The sequence below is a fragment of the Mesorhizobium sp. C277A genome (assembly GCF_040324395.1).
In the GTDB taxonomy this organism is placed as follows: domain Bacteria; phylum Pseudomonadota; class Alphaproteobacteria; order Rhizobiales; family Rhizobiaceae; genus Mesorhizobium.
Genome location: NZ_JAMYVW010000004.1, coordinates 448,497 through 464,201, shown reverse-complemented (window position 1 = coordinate 464,201; position 15,705 = coordinate 448,497). Strand labels below are relative to the sequence as shown.

General features: G+C 61.9%; 14 protein-coding genes. 2 read left to right on the top strand and 12 right to left on the bottom strand.

The window, feature by feature from the left end; all coding sequences use genetic code 11:
- Positions 1-3 precede the first annotated feature (3 nt).
- Both NKK52_RS31730 and NKK52_RS31725 read left to right on the top strand, forming a co-directional pair.
- Positions 4-1,224 carry a CHAT domain-containing protein gene (locus NKK52_RS31730; RefSeq protein ID WP_198031567.1) on the top strand — a complete coding sequence of 407 codons (1,221 nt, stop codon included), beginning with the start codon at positions 4-6 and terminating at the stop codon, positions 1,222-1,224.
- A gap of 6 nt (positions 1,225-1,230) precedes the next feature.
- Complete coding sequence (locus NKK52_RS31725; protein WP_023685998.1) at positions 1,231-2,976, top strand: CHAT domain-containing protein; 1,746 nt, start codon at positions 1,231-1,233, stop codon at positions 2,974-2,976.
- Positions 2,977-3,450: 474 nt separating this feature from the next.
- Here NKK52_RS31725 and NKK52_RS31720 read toward each other — a convergent pair whose 3' ends face one another.
- The 12 genes from NKK52_RS31720 to NKK52_RS31665 all read right to left on the bottom strand — a co-directional run bounded on the left by NKK52_RS31720 (position 3,451) and on the right by NKK52_RS31665 (position 15,362).
- Complete coding sequence (locus NKK52_RS31720) at positions 3,451-3,729, bottom strand: DUF2274 domain-containing protein (protein WP_023685997.1); 279 nt, start codon at positions 3,727-3,729, stop codon at positions 3,451-3,453.
- A 13-nt stretch (positions 3,730-3,742) separates the two neighbouring features.
- A complete protein-coding gene (locus NKK52_RS31715) occupies positions 3,743-4,960 on the bottom strand; it encodes a TraB/TrbI/VirB10 family type IV secretion system protein (protein WP_023685996.1) in 1,218 nt (405 codons plus the stop codon).
- Between the two features lie 10 nt (positions 4,961-4,970).
- Complete coding sequence (gene trbG / locus NKK52_RS31710; RefSeq protein WP_031204545.1) at positions 4,971-5,999, bottom strand: P-type conjugative transfer protein TrbG; 1,029 nt, start codon at positions 5,997-5,999, stop codon at positions 4,971-4,973.
- Positions 5,989-6,720 carry a conjugal transfer protein TrbF gene (gene trbF / locus NKK52_RS31705; RefSeq protein ID WP_023685994.1) on the bottom strand — a complete coding sequence of 244 codons (732 nt, stop codon included), beginning with the start codon at positions 6,718-6,720 and terminating at the stop codon, positions 5,989-5,991. Before trbF ends, trbG begins: the two co-directional genes overlap by 11 nt.
- The gene (trbL, locus tag NKK52_RS31700) at positions 6,721-8,040 is read right to left on the bottom strand and encodes a P-type conjugative transfer protein TrbL (RefSeq protein WP_352463428.1); all 1,320 of its coding nucleotides are present in this window, start codon (positions 8,038-8,040) and stop codon (positions 6,721-6,723) included. It lies immediately after the preceding gene.
- Between the two features lie 36 nt (positions 8,041-8,076).
- Positions 8,077-8,802 (bottom strand): P-type conjugative transfer protein TrbJ, encoded by a 726-nt coding sequence (gene trbJ, locus NKK52_RS31695; RefSeq protein WP_023685498.1) that lies wholly within the window; start codon positions 8,800-8,802, stop codon positions 8,077-8,079.
- On the bottom strand, positions 8,799-11,249 hold the full coding sequence (gene trbE, locus NKK52_RS31690; protein ID WP_023685499.1) for a conjugal transfer protein TrbE: 2,451 nt from the start codon (positions 11,247-11,249) through the stop codon (positions 8,799-8,801). Before trbE ends, trbJ begins: the two co-directional genes overlap by 4 nt.
- Positions 11,243-11,515: a VirB3 family type IV secretion system protein gene (locus NKK52_RS31685; protein WP_023685500.1), complete on the bottom strand. Its 273-nt coding sequence runs from the start codon at positions 11,513-11,515 to the stop codon at positions 11,243-11,245. The genes trbE and NKK52_RS31685 overlap by 7 nt, the downstream gene beginning before the upstream one ends.
- On the bottom strand, positions 11,515-11,823 hold the full coding sequence (locus NKK52_RS31680; RefSeq protein ID WP_023669260.1) for a TrbC/VirB2 family type IV secretion system protein: 309 nt from the start codon (positions 11,821-11,823) through the stop codon (positions 11,515-11,517). Before NKK52_RS31680 ends, NKK52_RS31685 begins: the two co-directional genes overlap by 1 nt.
- Positions 11,824-11,834: 11 nt before the next feature.
- Positions 11,835-12,803, bottom strand: coding sequence for a P-type conjugative transfer ATPase TrbB (gene trbB / locus NKK52_RS31675; protein ID WP_031204376.1), 969 nt, complete (start codon positions 12,801-12,803; stop codon positions 11,835-11,837).
- Positions 12,800-13,213, bottom strand: a complete 414-nt coding sequence (locus NKK52_RS31670; protein WP_031204377.1) for a hypothetical protein — start codon at positions 13,211-13,213, stop codon at positions 12,800-12,802. Before NKK52_RS31670 ends, trbB begins: the two co-directional genes overlap by 4 nt.
- A gap of 118 nt (positions 13,214-13,331) precedes the next feature.
- Positions 13,332-15,362, bottom strand: coding sequence for a conjugal transfer protein TraG (locus tag NKK52_RS31665; protein WP_031204378.1), 2,031 nt, complete (start codon positions 15,360-15,362; stop codon positions 13,332-13,334).
- Positions 15,363-15,705: the final 343 nt, after the last annotated feature.

Below are 15,705 nucleotides of genomic sequence, written 5' to 3'. Positions count from 1 at the left end.
AACATGGACCTGATCGTCCGCTTCACTCGCGAAAGCAGCCTGCCAAACGCGAGAGGCTCCTCCATATCTCCCGAGCAGGTTTTTGGCTCGGAAGAAGCCTATTTTGTCGCATGGGCCGCCTCAGAGGAGGAGATGTCCGCCCTGCCGGCATCGGAAGGAATGTTTGTCAGCCTGCCGCCGTGGTCGAGCGATCCGTCGTCGGGGCTGGCCTCAGACTGGCTGTGGGGATTGGTGCCACCGGAGGCCCAGCAAAAGGTCGCGATGGCGAATGAGCCGGTCCAACTCATGATCCAGAGTGGTAACGTGGGTGTCGACCTCCTACCTTGGGAATCGCTTCTGCGCTTGAATCTGAACCCGGTGGGATTCTCGGTCGCTCGTCTAGTGCCGTCGTCGCTCAGACCACCGCCGCTCACGGTCGTGCCGCCGCTCCGCATGCTGCTTGTTTCGTCTAATGCGCACGACGATATCGCCTTCAATGAGCGCGACAGGTCCATTCTGCGGGAATCTGCGGATTCGCAATTCTACGACGTGAGGGAAGCCAGGCGTGCGACCGGAACGAGCGTGATGGAAGTCGTGCAAGAATTCGATCCGCATATCATTCACTTCATGGGTCACGGAGGCATCGTGGGCGGCGAAGGCGCCGTAGTTCTCCGTGACGAGACAACCGGGCTGACGAACTGGATCCGCGCCTCGCAGGTCTCCCGCGGTCTGCCGGTATCGACCAGGCTGCTGTGCATCAGCACCGGTTTTTCGCAGCGCAACTACGACATATCCGGCCTAGTTGGCTTTGCGCATGCACCGCAGTCCGTTCGCCTGCCCACCAGCATCGTCAACCGGTCGGACGTCGACGAGAGCGGTGTCGCTGCGTTCTGGGGCGAATTCTATTCCGAGTTGATAGCCGAACGTGGAAACGTTCTCAGGGCATACAACACCGCCGTCGCCCGGCTTGCGCGCGCTGGGACGTTGACCCCAACAGAGAGTTTCTCGCTGGTGATTCGCGAGGACGGATACAGACCCCTGAGACTCGGAAGTACGATCGACCCGATGCAGCATGCGGCCGAGGTTCAGGCCCAGCTGGCTGCCAGGCTGGCGACCGACTTGCAGGAAAAATTGAAAACGTTCGGGGATACCGAGATGGGGAAGGCTTTGGGGGAAAGCTATGACGAAGAGCGGTCGCGCTTCTCCGACTTATCCTCGACTGCCGAGAGCTTTAAATCGGAGTGACTACAGATGCCGTGTGACGAGTTCAGGCTGCAGATAACGCCAGGCATCGACGGACAGTTGGCGCTTCAGATACTCGAAACACCCATAGCCGCATCCGCTGGACCGAAGGGGCGGCCCGAAGCTGTGTTCGCGGCAGCGGACCTGGCAGCGATCCGCGACAAGGCAAACTTCGGCAATGGGGGCAATTTGGGGGAAATGCAACGTATCGGTGAAGCGGTCTACAAATCCGTCACCAATCCTGCCGTGCAGGCAGCTCTCGACGCAGCGCTTCAGATATCTTCCGACAACAATCGGACCCTTCGCATCGTATTTTCCACTCTTTCGCTAGACGGACCGCAGCAGGGCGTTCGCCTGTCCGAAATTCCCTTCGAGACCATCTACACACCCGGAAGCGGGTTCTACGCATCAGCCATGCGGACGCCTGTAAGCAGGACCCTCGTTGCCAAGCCGGACCGAAAGACCGTTCCGCTCTCACCGCCACTGCGCATCTTGGTGGTTGCGGCAAGCCCACAAGGGTGGCCGCCGGCCGACGTCGCGAAAGAAACTGCAACCGTCAGGGAGGCGTTGAAGGAACTGGACGCGAACCGCCTTGTGTCGATCGATCAGTGTACCCCACCGACGCGTGGCGAATTGAACAAGCGGCTGTTGAGTGGCGGCTACCACGTCCTGCACTTTGCAGGGCACGGGGGCGTCGGGCAGATTGGCGGTGATCCTACGCCGCGTGCGTTTCTTTGCCTCCAGGCGGAGGATGGAGGCCTGGATCCTCTCGACGCATTCACGTTCGACTCGATGTTAAAGAATTGCCCTTCTGTAAATCTTGTCGTCATCACCGGATGTTCGACAGCGGCGCTTCCGCCTCCGATTGCAGGAGCTCCGTATGCAACCACGGCATTCAACGGAATAGCGCAGCGGTTGGTCAGCCCGGGAAGTCTCTCGAATGTGTCGGCGGTCGTCGCGATGCAGTTCGATTTGGAATCGGCGGCGGCAGTATCTTTCAGCGGCAGATTTTACGGGGCGCTGCTCAATCCCGGTACCACTATCGACGAGGCTGTCACTGAAGCCCGATCGCAGATCGCCGCAACGACGTCGATAGGATCTCCTGGGTGGGCGAACCCGGTCCTTTACTGGCGTTGCAATGACGGTCGTCCTTTCGAGGTGCGAACCTATCAAGACGAAACACTTTCGCCGGACGATGAGAAGAAGATCATGGCGCTCAAAATCCAGGTGGAGGCCTATCTGAGCAGCCTGCAGGATCTCAGGATGCAGCCCGCGGCGGTACAGGCAGTCGCCTCGGACTTTCGGCAGTCGATCGTCGCGAAGATTGACGGCTTCCTGGCGCAGATCAGCGACGTTATGGGGAATGCGATAAGGTTGAAGGGCGGTCGGCCGGACGCGAACGACGAAATTGGGTTTGGTCTTTCCGCGAGGCTCAGCGCCGCAGCGCGAATCGATAAGGTGCGGGCAAAGATCAGCTTCGAGGAGGAGGCCTTCGACTTCACATCTGCGGCAAAGGGTGACAATGTGTCAAAGGCGCCGCTCTCCAACGCTGCGGCTGGCGTGCTGGAGATATTGATCGAGAACGTATCGGCCGGCGCCATATGGCCGGCGGGTGAGTACGAGATTGCGCGGTTCCGCATGAAGGTCAAGGACCGCACTCAGAGTGCCCGCGTCCTGACGGTCTTCGAATTGGATATCGAAGCAGACCCTGTTCGTTTCTATTCTAGCCTTGATGGGTATGCCTTTCTGACGTGAGCCGATTGAGCCGGCCGATGGCGCACCGCGGCTAACCGCTTGCCGAGGACGACAAGGTCAACCGCTCCCACCCATTTATGACCTCTTCGACCAGTGGGCTAACCAGCCGATCCTTGTCATCGGCGCCGCCTCGCCGCCACATTGTCCGCGTCAGGGCTTCGTATCTGCCGCCGCTGTAGAGGACCGTCCGGTCTGGGCGACGCTGCTTTGAGGGCTGCTATGGCCTGGGAGACTGACCGCGGCCCAGGCGAGGTGGGGACTGGCGAAGGCTATCCCGTGGTCGCCCTGAACTATTCGGCCGCCTGATAAGCGCTGGCAAAATCGTTAGCTTGGGAAGGAAGGCTGCTCCGGCCAAGAAACCTACCTCAACGCGTAAAGCGAAAGCCTGATCTCAATTTTGCGAAGCGCTCGCTGGGACCGGCCGCAACGCGGTCAGGATCAAGAACCTAGCGTGCGACCAAGCGACACCAAGCGCTACCCGTTGTCCAGCTTGGAAGATGATTGCCGTCGTGGTTTCTCCGACACGCCAGCGCCCGGCAGACCTTCTTTTCTGGCCTTGGCAAACGCCCGGTCGCCTTCCAGGAACCCGACCAGCATAAAGGGAATCAGTTCAGCCACGGTTTCGGACTCGCCATAGGTCTGACGGTAAAGTGCGGCATAGTCGTTGAGTGCTTGGCTCAAGTCGGCGCCAACGGTGATGGTGATCTTCGAAGGCGTCCGGTCCGGAAGTTTTCCGAGTTTCAAATTAGCCATCAAGTCCTCCTGTTCACCCCGTATATGGCCGCAACACGAGGTCCTTGTGCACGACGACGCGCAACGGCCAACCAGGGCGGACGGTGATCGTGGGTTGGACGTTCAGGTTCTTTTCCGTGATCCGTTGGCCGGCTTGACTGACGTTCTGCTGGGCGGATTCACGAATTGCCTTGACCAAGTCGCTTTCATTTTCCCCAAAGCTCAACTCGGTACCAACCCCCAGCAATGTGGCCACCGCGACGCCCTTGATCAGCTGCCAAGTATGGAAATCCACTTTGTCCTCGAGCCCGGCATAGCCGGCCGCGTCGGTCACGGGCAGATTGTCGATTTCGATAGATGAGCCGTCCGGCATCACGATGCGTTGCCACACCAACAGAGCGCGCCTTTGCCCAAAGGCTACAACGCTGTCGTAGGTGCCGATCAGCCGTGAGCCCTGCGGGATGAGCAGGATGCTGCCGGTGACGCTGTCGTGCACATTCTCGGTGATCTGGGCGACGACAAGGCCGGGCAGATCGGAATTGATGCCGGTGATCAGGCTTGCAGCGATCACGCTACCGGCCATGATCTGATAGGGCGAAGCCGGCGTCTGCAGTGTATGCGGGTTGTAGATCCCGCCGGTGTTCCGTTGATCGATGAAATCGAGCTTGCGCTGTTGATTGTTCGGGTCGCCCTCGGCCGGCGCGACGGAAGCTCGCTGGCCTTCTGTATTTGGCTGCGGAGACGCCGTCTCGAAAGGCGAACGTCCGCCCTGCCCATTGCCAAAAGCTTCCGTCTGCTGGGGCCGGTTTTCGATGCGGAAGAGGACTTGCGACTCGCGCGCCTCAACCGCTTGTTGTGCAAGCCGCTGGGCCTCGGCGGAAACGTCTTGCCCTGGTGCGATGCCAAGCTGGCGCTGGTGCTCGAGAATAGGACGGCCGAGATCCCCAGGCAGCGGCGGTCCAAGCACCGGAGCCTTCGGCTTGCTCCCGGAATAGTCCTTGGGCAGCGTTTCAAGTCCCTCGGCGGTCGGCTTGCGGTCCGTGCTGTAGAGCTCTTCGGCCTGCTGTTTCAGGCGCAATGCGGGTCCCCGCAGCGCCATCATCGTGACGCCAAAAACAGCGCCGGAACCAACAGCAGCGATCGCAACGATTATGCCGCGCCTGAACCGCACCGCTCGGCGGGGCGAGGCTCTCAGCTGCAGCTGTTCGGGATTGAGCTTCGGCAGAGCATTCGGATGGGAAGTATCGTTCATGAGCCTCCCCTTATCTGCCAACACGCGAAAACAGCGAAACCCGCCGCGGCGGTTGCCGACCGTCGGTTCTCGTAATGCGCACCACCTGCTGCTGTTTGGTGCCAAGCCGCAGTTCGGCGGCAGCAAAGAGGCGATCGACGACGTAGTAGTTGCCGCGCATCCGGTAGTTCACGAGCTGGTTATCGCCGTCGGCTCCGACGATGAAGAGCGGCGGCGCCTCACCTTGGTCGATGCGGCGCGGGAACTCGATATAGACCTTGCTGCCATCATCGAAGGCGCGCGTCGGTCTCCACGGCGGCGTGTCGCCGGTGATCGAATAGCGGAAGCGGATGTTTTCGAGTGCCACGTTCGAGGCCGCGGGCATTTCAGCCTCGGCCTGAGCGTTGCGCCGCCGAAGCGCCACGAGTTGGTCTTCGCTGTAAATCCAGGAGAGCGCCGCCATGGCAGTTTTCTCAGTGCTTTGAAGCTGCAGGTGATAGGATCGCCTGTCCGTCGTGATGACCAGATTGGTGGCAAGCCCCGGCGCGAATGGCTTCACCAGCACATGAGTGCGCTGGTCATCGCCTGAGCCACTAACGGTGTCACCGATCACCCAACGGACCGTATCGCCGGCTGAGACCGAGGTCAGCTTCTCGCCCCGCTGCAATGAGATATCGGTGACGCGCTCCGGCGCGGCGTAGAGCTGGTAGAGCGCGCCGTCGGCAAAGGGGTAAACCTGCACCGCATTGACATAGCCAAACTTGGTGGGTTGTTGCGTCGCCGCCTTGTTGGCATCGGCGACCTGTTCTTCCGGCGAGCGCTTATCTGGGGCGGGCTTGCCGGGTGCGGGCATCAACTGACCAGGCAACGGTAACGGTTTCGGCACTTCCACGACCTTGACCGGCTTCTCCGGCGCCTTCTCGATCGCGGCTGGTTTGAAGTCCTCGTGGTCATAGGAAATCTGAGGCGGCGGCACTGGCTTCGAGGCACAGGCCGAAAGAACCGCAACAGACGCCGACAGGATCGAGGCAGCACGAAGCAATGGGGCTCTATTTGTCATTGGCGGGCTCCTTAGGGGAAACGGGGGTTGGCGCGGCGCTGTCGAGCTCGCGCGACCAGTCGATGGCGTTGATGAAGACGCCGAGCGGGTTCTTGCGCAGCTGCTCGGTTGTCCTAGGCGGGCGGATGAGGATGGTGAGGATCCCGATCCAGCGCGTCGTGCTGGCGAGGCTGCCGCGCTCGAACACCTGCTCGGTCCATTTGACCTGGAACGAGCTGTCGGAAGCCCTGACCACGCTGGTCACCTGTACTGACACGCTGCGCGTGCCGATTTGGCCGAAAGGGTCGTTCGCCTTGGCATATTCGTTGAGGAAGAGCGCCGCTCGGTCGGTGGCAAAGTCGTAGGCCGACAGCCAATTCTGCCGCACCAGAACCGCATCGGTGGAAACCGAACGAACATTCTGGATGAAGCGGCTGAGATGCCAGGCGATCTGGGCATCGTCGGGCTGGTAGTTTTGGACTGCCGGCCCGACCGCGTGCGCCTCGCCAAAGCGGTCGACCTCGACGACATAAGGCACGACGCGGCCCTGCATCGACTGCCACAGAAGCCCACCGGAAAGCCCCGTCGTCAGAGCCAGGCAGCCAAAGGCCATGAAGCGCCAGTTCTTGGCCTGGACGCGCGCCGTGCCGATGCGCTCATCCCAGAGTTGGCTGGCCTTCTGGTAGGGTGTTACGGGTTCGGGCGTCTTTCCATAACGCTGAACGGGTCGCTTGAAGAGCATCTAGTCTTCCTTGTCATTGAGGGAGGGATTGGCGCCGCTTCCGCCCCGATCTCCATCGCGCACCGCCTGCGTGGCAGCATTGCGATGGGCGCGTGCGGTCTGTTCGGAACGCAGACGCCTTGCCCAGGCAGGCGCGGCCGCGGGAGCTACAACTGGAGAGCTTCCGCTCATCGAGCTGGTCGGCATGCCGCCGGTCATCCAGCCGGCATCGCGACCGGCGTCGGCACTACGGCGGAATGGTTCTGCTGCGGATCGCATTCCCCGCATCGCGGCGCCGCTAGCGGCACTCGCAACCCCCTGCAGCCCAGCAGCTACCCCGGACAGCCCGGACTCGGGCGATGTCGCGCGCCCCGTTTGCCAGGCGACGGTGGCAGCGGACCCCATGGCGGCGCCGGCACGGACTGCGGCGAGGCCGCCGCCTGTTGCCATGCGCGCGCCGGCAAACGCAGCGCCTCCGGCAACGAGCGTTGATCCAGCTGCGGCCGCCGTTGTTCCAAGTGCCGCGCCGGCGCCAAGCTGCGGCGCGCCGGAAACGAGACCCGAGGCAATCCCGGGGCCGAAAATGCCGAGCCCAAGCAGCGCCAGCGCACCCAGCACCTGAGACATGGCCGCCGCCAGGTCCGGCTCCTGGCCCTGCAGGGCGGAAGCGAACTCGCCAAAGAGCGTGGAGCCGATGCCGACGATGACGGCAAGCACCATCACCTTGATGCCCGACGAAATCACATTGCCGAGCACGCGCTCGGCCAGAAACGCCGAACGGTTCCAGAGCGCGAAGGGCACCAGGACGAAGCCGGCCAGCGTGGTGAGCTTGAACTCGAGGATGGTGATGAAGAGCTGGATGGAAAGAATGAAGAAGGCGATGAGGACCAGGAACCAGGCCAGAAGCAGCACGAAGATGGTGAGCGCGTTACCGAAGATCTCGGGGAAGCCTACTAGCTGGCTCGCTTGATTGAGGAGCGGCCAGGCGCCCTCGAAGCCGGCCGCGGCAATGCGGCCTGGCCGCAGGAGACTGTCGGCGGACAGGTTGCCGGCCGATGCGTTGATGCCGAGACCGGCAAAGGAGCGGTAAATTATGTCGGCGAGGTTCTTGAAACTGTTCAGGACGAAGGCGAAGGCGCCGACATAGAGCACTTTGCGAACAAGCCGGCCGAGAATGTTGGGCTCGCCGCCGAACGCCCAGACCAAGCCCGCGAGCGTGATGTCAATGCCGATCAGAATTGTGGTGAGAAAGGCGACGTCGCCCGAAAGCAGACCGAACCCGCTATCGATATAGCGGGTAAAGGTCTCCATGAAGCGATCGATGACTCCGAGGTCGTTCATGTAGCCGCCTTCCTCGTTGTCTTAAAGAACTGCCGATCAGTTGCCGGGATAGGCCGTGCCGGTGCCCAGGAAACGCTTCGTCGTCTCGCGAGCGGCTTCCTCAGACTGCGCCTTGCGCGCCGCATCCTCGGCCTCGGCCCGGAACTGGGTCGCAAGCAGCGTCTGGATCTGCATCTGCTGCTTGGTCGAAAGCGCGATCAGCTGATTGGTAGCCTGGCTTGCCTCGAGGGCACCTGCCGCGCCCTGACTACGATTGACGAGATCGGTAAGCAGGTCGCCATCGGCCTGCACGTTCTCGACGATCTGCGACTGCGCGCTCATGGTCTGGCGGAACGCCTGCATGGCGCTCTGCCAGCGCTCGCGCGCGGCGCTCGCCACATCGCTGACCTTGATGGTGGCGTCGTAGCTTTCCGGATATTGCTGGAGCCACTGGTCCTGCAGCTTGTCGAGATCGAAGCTCAGGCCGCTCGCCTGGGTCATCAGACCGTCAATCCGTTGGAGCGAGCCGGTAAGCTGGCCCACGGAAGAGAAATCCAGGCGCTGAAGGTTGCGCGCCATGTTCTGCAGCATGGTCGCCTGGTTCTGAAGCGACTGGATTTGGTTGTTGATCTGCTCCAATGCGCGTGCTGCCGACAGCACATTTTGCGTATAGTTGGACGGGTCAAACACGATGAGCGCATAGGCCGGCTGGACGTAGTCAGCCATCGGTTTGGCAATCAGGGAAACGGTGACCAGGCTAGTAAAAAGGCGGCGTCCGATCATGACGATTGCTCCTTGTTAGGTTGAGGAAATTGCTGGAGAAGCTCGGCAGCCCAATCCAGGCCGCGCGCACTGAAGAAACGGGCGGCAAAGCTGCCCTGCCCTTCTTCGGAAAGAATATTGTCGATCAGGGTCTGCGCGGCCGGGTCGGAGGCGCCGCAAAGCGCAAGAGCGATCGGGCCTAGCCCGAGCTCGAAGAGGCGATTGCCGCGGCGCGACTGCAGATAGTAGTGGCGCTTCGGCGTGGCGCGGGCGACCAATTCGATCTGTCGCTCATTAAGACCGAAGCGCTCATAGGCTGCCCGTGCCTGCGGCTCCACCGCACGATCATTGGGGAGAAAAATGCGCTGCGGGCAGCTCTCGATGATTGCGGGTGCGATAGAAGAGCCGGCGATGTCGGCAAGCGACTGCGTCGCGAAGATGACGGAGACGTTTTTCTTACGCAGCACCTTAAGCCATTCGCGGATGCGGGCGGCAAAGAGCGGGTTGTCGAGATAGACCCAGGCCTCGTCGAGCATGAGCAGCGTCGGCCGCCCGTCAAACCGGTCCTCAAGACGATGGAACAGATAGGTGAGCACAGGCAGCACAGCGCCTTGGCTGTGCATCAGCTCCTGGGTTTCGAAACACTGCACATCCGAGATGGCCAGCCGGTCGTCATCGGCATCGAGCAGTCGGCCGAATGGTCCGTCGAGCGTGTAGGGCATCAATGCCGATTTGAGCGCATTGGACTGAAGCAGGACCGACAGGCCAGTCAGCGTGCGTTCCTGCGCCGGCGCGGTGGCGAGGCTGGTGAGCGCCGACCAGATTGCCTCCTTCACCTCCGGGGTGACGGTGACATTCTCGTGGGCAATGAGGCCGGCGATCCATTCGGCCGCCCAGCTCTGTGTGGCCGGGTCGTCGATGTGGCGCAGCGGCTGGAAACCAAGCGCACCATTCGCACCCAACGCATGGTGGTCGCCGCCCATGGCAAGCGCGGCGGCGCGGGCCGAATTGCCTTTGTCGAAGACATAGATTTGCGCGCCAGCGTAGCGCCGGAACTGCAAAGCGATCAGGGCAAGCAGAACCGACTTGCCGGCACCGGTCGGCCCGACAATCAGCATGTGGCCGACATCGCCGATATGGGTCGAAAGCCGAAACGGCGTCGAGCCGCTGGTTTCGGCGAAAAGAAGCGGCGGAGCGTGATCGCCGGTGACCTCGGCAAGGTGCTCGTTCTCCGCTGGACCTGCCCACACGGACGACAGCGGCACGAGATGGGCAAGGTTAAGCGTGTGAACGAGCGGCTGGCGAACGTTGGCGTAGACATGACCCGGCAATGAACCAAGCCACGCTTCGACGGCATTGATGCTTTCGCGAATGGTGGTGAAGCCGAGCCCGTTGACGATCCGCTCGACGGCGCGAAGCTTTTCCGCGGCGGCTTTACGGTTCTGATCCCACACCGTCACCGTTGTGGTGAGATAGCCGAAGCCGACATGATCGCCGCCCAATGCCTGCAGTGCTGCATCGGCATCGAGCGCCTTGTTGTCGGCGTCGCTGTCGACGAGAGGCACCGGTTCGTTGGTCACCACCTCGCGCAGAATAGCCGCGATCGATTTGCGCTTGGCAAACCACTGCCGCCGGAGCCGAGTCAGCGTCTTCGTGGCTTCCGCCTTGTCGAGTGGAATGAAGCGCGTCACCCAGCGATAGGCGAAATCCTGGTTATTGAGCGCATCAAGGATTCCTGGCCGGGTGACGTTCGGAAAGCCGAGAACTGTGAGCGTGCGCAGATGCTGCTCGCCCAGCATCGGCTCTAGGCCGCCGGTCAGCGGCGCGTCAACCAGGACGCCGTCGAGATACATTGGCGTTTCCGGCACGGCGACCGGATGACGGCGTGTCGAGATCGTGCCGTGCAGGTACGTCAGGGTCTCGGCATCGTCGAGCGCGCGCACCTCGGGCACGAAGCCCGAAAGAAGATCGAGAACGCGGTCAGTCTCGTCTCGGAACCGGGCAAGCTCCTGGCGCCAGTCTCTTTCCCCTCCCAAGTCATGCGAGTCGACGAGAGCACTTTCCGCGCGCGCTTGGCCATCGGGCCCAGGCATGAAGACCAAGGTCAGATGATAGATGCTCTCGAAATGCGCGACCTTGCCCTCGAAGGCCGCGCGCCGTTCCTCATCGATCAGCCATGAGGCAGCATCGGGAAGGGCCGAGCTCGCATAGCCCAGCGCTTCGATGCGCTCGGCCTCGAAGAATAATGCCCAGCCAGAGCCGAGCCTTCTCAGCGCATTGTTTGCCCGCGCGCATATGCCGATGAGTTCGGCCTCCGTCGCGCTTTCAAGGTCGGGGCCACGAAACCGCAATGTCCGTTGGAAGCTGCCATCCTTGTTGAGCACGATGCCGGGCGCGACGAGTGCTGCCCAGGGCAGATGGTCGGCAAGCCGGTCGGCTTTGCCGCGGTATTCGGAAAGCTTCAGCATGCAAGCCAGCCCTTTTGACGAAGATGACGGACAAGCACGCTGGCAAAATCCGGATCACGCCGTGCGGCAAAGACCGCGAGCGTGTGGCCGGCGATCCAGAGGATCAGACCGGCAATCCACTGCTGCAGGCCTAGGCCGATGGCCGCGGCCACCGTGCCATTGAGGATCGCCACCGCCCGCGGCGCGCCGCCGAGCAGGATCGGCTCGGTGAGCGCCCGATGGACCAGAACCTCGAAGCCTTCGATATGCTGCTCTTCGGTGCTCATCAGACGACTGCCCCGCCGCCAAAGGAGAAGAAGGAAAGAAAGAAGCTCGAGGCCGCGAAGGCGATCGACAGGCCGAAGACGATCTGGATCAGCCGGCGGAAACCGCCCGCCGTGTCGCCGAAGGCAAGGGTCAGACCGGTGGTGATGATGATGATCACCGCGAGGATCTTGGCGACCGGCCCCTGCACCGATTCCAGAATCTGCTGCAGCGGCTGTTCCCACGGCATGCCGGAGCCGGCAGCGTGGGCCTGGGCCGTGAGAAGAAGCGCGACGGCGGCGAACGAAAGAAAGCGAAGCTTCTTGCGCATGAGGTGACCTTTCAGAGCTGCTGGAGTTGCGGAAGTGTGAGCGGGGTGACGGCGTAATCGCCGCTGCCGTCGAGACCCGTGACCTCGGCGATCGCGTCAACGCGGCGCGCGGGTCCTCTTCCGGCAATAAAGATGACCAAGTCGACGGCATCGGCGATCAGCCGGCGGGGAACGGTGACAACGGCTTCCTGGGCGAGCTGCTCAATACGATAGAGTGCGGAGCGTGCCGAATTGGCGTGAACGGTGGCAATGCCGCCGGGATGTCCGGTGTTCCATGCCTTCAGCAAATCGAGCGCTTCCGCGCCTCTGACTTCGCCGACGATGATGCGGTCGGGCCTCAGTCGTAAGGTCGAGCGTACGAGATCGGCGAGTGTGATGGAGCCCCGCCTCGTCCTCATGGCAACGCAGTCCTTGGCCGCGCATTGCAGCTCGCGGGTGTCCTCAATCAGGATCACCCGCTCATCGCATTCGGCGACTTCTGCCAGTAGAGCATTGGTAAGTGTCGTTTTGCCCGACGATGTGCCGCCGGCGACCAGGATGTTGCGCCGCTCGCGCACTGCCTTCCTCAGGGCATCAGCCTGCAGCGGGAGGATGACGCGATCGGCGACGTAGTTGGCCAGCGTGTAGAGTTTTGCCGCCGGTTTGCGGATGGCGAAGCATGGCGCCAGCACGACCGGCGGTAGCAGACCCTCGAAGCGCTCGCCTGATGGCAATTCGGCACTGACAATCGGACTATCTGCATGCGCCTCGGCGCGTACATGGGAGGCGACGAGCCGGATGATGCGTTCCGCCTCGGCAGGATGCATATGCACGCCTGTATCGACCCGGCCTTCTCCCAACCGGTCGAGCCTCAGCGCGCCGTCGGGGTTGACCATCACCTCGATGACGGTCGGATCGGCAAGGGCCTCGGTGATCGCGGCGCCCATGGCTGTGCGCAGCATGGCTCGGCGGCGGTGGTCCGCTGCGGGATGAGAGCTCATCCTTCGCCTCCATTGCCATTGCCGTTGCCAAGCGAGCGCTTCCCGGAGGCTATCTGGCGACCGACCTGCTCGACGAATTTGTCAAAGCGCTCTTGGGCGATCGCCTGTGTCGCCCGATCCGGAATTGGCGTGTGCGCATGAAGCGTGATTGAAAAGCGGATTAAGAGCGCCAGGCTCTCCAGAGTTATTTCGGCGTCGCGCCTGACATGGTCGAGATCGCGGGAAAGACGGTCCAGCCGCTTGCCGTAGCGCTGGTCGAGCTCGTTTTCACCACGCCGTTCGATGAAGGCCTCGACCGCTTTCGCGACGATCGCCGATTTTGTGGTCGACGGGTTGCTACTGAGGGTTTCCAGCTTCGCGCTTAACGCGGGTTCGAGCAGAAACTGGTGGCGAATGCGATGCGGCTTCATGGGGCTCGTTCCGACTGGCCGGCCTGATGCGCCGGCGGCGGCAACGAACATCGTCGAGATCCGCAAAATCGCTTATGGGCGTTATCTACGCTGAGCTACGCCTGAGCTGCGAAAGCGCTTAGAAGCCGGGGATGATGTCCTTGTCGTCGCCCCTTCCCTCGTTGATACCGTAGGCGCTGGCTGCGGTGGAAACCCGGTCCATGACGCGCTTGTCTGCGAGTGCCTCGGCGTCATCGTCCGCCAGATTGAAGAGGTCGTCTTGATCAGGCTCCTGAGAGACGACGACGTGTTCTTCAGGCAGGCCTGGATGACGCTGCTGTTGCACGCCGCCCTCTTCTTCGATTGCCTCGCCGGCGTTTTCGTCATCGGCAGCGAGACGGCGGTCAACACTGCGGACTAGTCCGCTCCAATCGTCGGGGCGCGACGCAGGACAGTCCGCGTACAGACCGTCGCGCAACACCGGCGCCGGCAGCACCCGTTCGGTGAAATTCGGATCCTGATAATAACGCAACTTCTGGGCGCGGATCGGCGGCAACCCCGAAACAAGGATTAATTCGTCAGCTTGCGGCAACTGCAGCACCTCGCCAGGCGTCAGCAGCGGGCGAGCGGTCTCCTGGCGACTGACCATGACGTGCGAGAGCCAGGGCGCCAGCCGGTGGCCGGCGTAGTTGCGCATGGACCTGAGTTCCGTCGCCGTACCGAGCGCATCCGAGATGCGTTTGGCCGTGCGCTCGTCGTTGGAGGAAAAGGCAATGCGCACATGGCAATTGTCGAGAATGGCGTTGTTCTCGCCATAGGCTTTGGAGATCTGGTTCAAGGATTGCGCGATCAGATAGGCGCGGATGCCGTAACCCGCCATGAAGGCGAGCGCGGTCTCGAAGAAGTCGAGGCGGCCAAGAGCCGGAAATTCGTCCAGCATCATTAGCAGTTGGTACTTGCGGCTCTTCTTCGGGTCACCTTCCAGCCGCTCCGTCAGTCGCCTGCCGATCTGATTGAGCACCAGTCGCACCAGTGGCTTGGTGCGCGAGATATCCGATGGCGGCACCACTAGATAGAGCGACATCGGTCGTTCCGCATCCATGAGATCGGCAATGCGCCAGTCGCAGGCCGATGTTGCCGCGGCCACGGTCGGATCACGATAGAGACCGAGAAACGACATGGCGGTCGAGAGAACGCCTGAGCGCTCGTTCTCTGATTTGTTAAGCACCTCGCGAGCCGCCGAGGCCACGACGGGATGGACCCGAGGTTTGTCCGCCGTGCCGAGGTGGTTGGTGGTCATCATCCGCAGCAGTGTCGTGGCAAACGAGCGTTGCGGATCCGACAGGAAAGTGGCGACGCGGGCGAGCGTCTTTTCTTCTTCCGCGTAGAGCACGTGCAAGATGGCCCCGACCAAGAGTGAATGACTAGTCTTCTCCCAATGATTCCGCCGCTCCAGCGCGCCTTCCGGATCGACGAGAATGTCCGCGATGTTCTGAACGTCGCGGACCTCATCTGAACCCCTGCGCACTTCCAGCAGCGGGTTATAGCGCGCCGTTCTCGAGTCGGTCGGATTGAACAGGAGGCAGAAAGAGAACTTCGACCGCCAGCCGGAAGTCAGCTGCCAGTTCTCGCCTTTGATGTCGTGAATGACGGCCGAGCCGGTCCAGGAAAGAAGCGTTGGAACGACCAATCCCACGCCCTTGCCCGAACGTGTCGGCGCAAAGGCCATGACATGTTCCGGCCCGTCATGTCGCAGATAGTGATCCTTCAGTTTGCCAAGGAAAACGCCGGCCGGCTCAAACAGGCCTGCCTTCTCGATTTCCCGAGCCACGGCCCATCGTGAGGAACCGTAGGTGGTGACCAACCCCCTCTGCCGCGCGCGCCAGAGGGAGCCAGCTATTGCGGCCGCACACCCCAAGAATCCGCTGGCTCCGGCAAGCATGCCGGCCTTGTCGAAGACCTCAGGCGCATAGGCGTCGAAGTGAAACCACCATTCGAACAGTTTCCACGGCTTGTAGATCGGCCGGGCCGCCGCGGCAAACCATGGCGCGCCAAGCTGCGGCTGATAGTCCAGCATGTGGGCGCACCATTGCGTTGCCGCCCATACGCCAACGATGACGATGGCGAACACAACTACGATCTGGCCGACAAGGAGCTTCGTCGGTGTCACGGGCACAGCCTCCACTGTTTGGTAGTAGATGGAAGCAGCATGACGTGACGTTTCAGAATATCGAAGATACCCAATATACGCGCCCGTGCGATGCAGTGAACGTTGCAGGCTTGGAAGACTGGGGCGCCAAGAAGTGTCATCGCGAAGGGCGACGAGCGAATAACTTGTATGGGCCGGGAGCGGACCGACTGGTTTCGGCCAGCAAAAGCTGTAAGGAGCCTTAAAACGGCGCCTTCGATGCTAAACTGAAAGCCAAGAAATCGTACAGTATGGCCGCGATTTCATTGATCAGCAGTCTGCACGTCGATTTTGAGGAGTAGCCGCTTCTCTGGGCCTGCCCCAG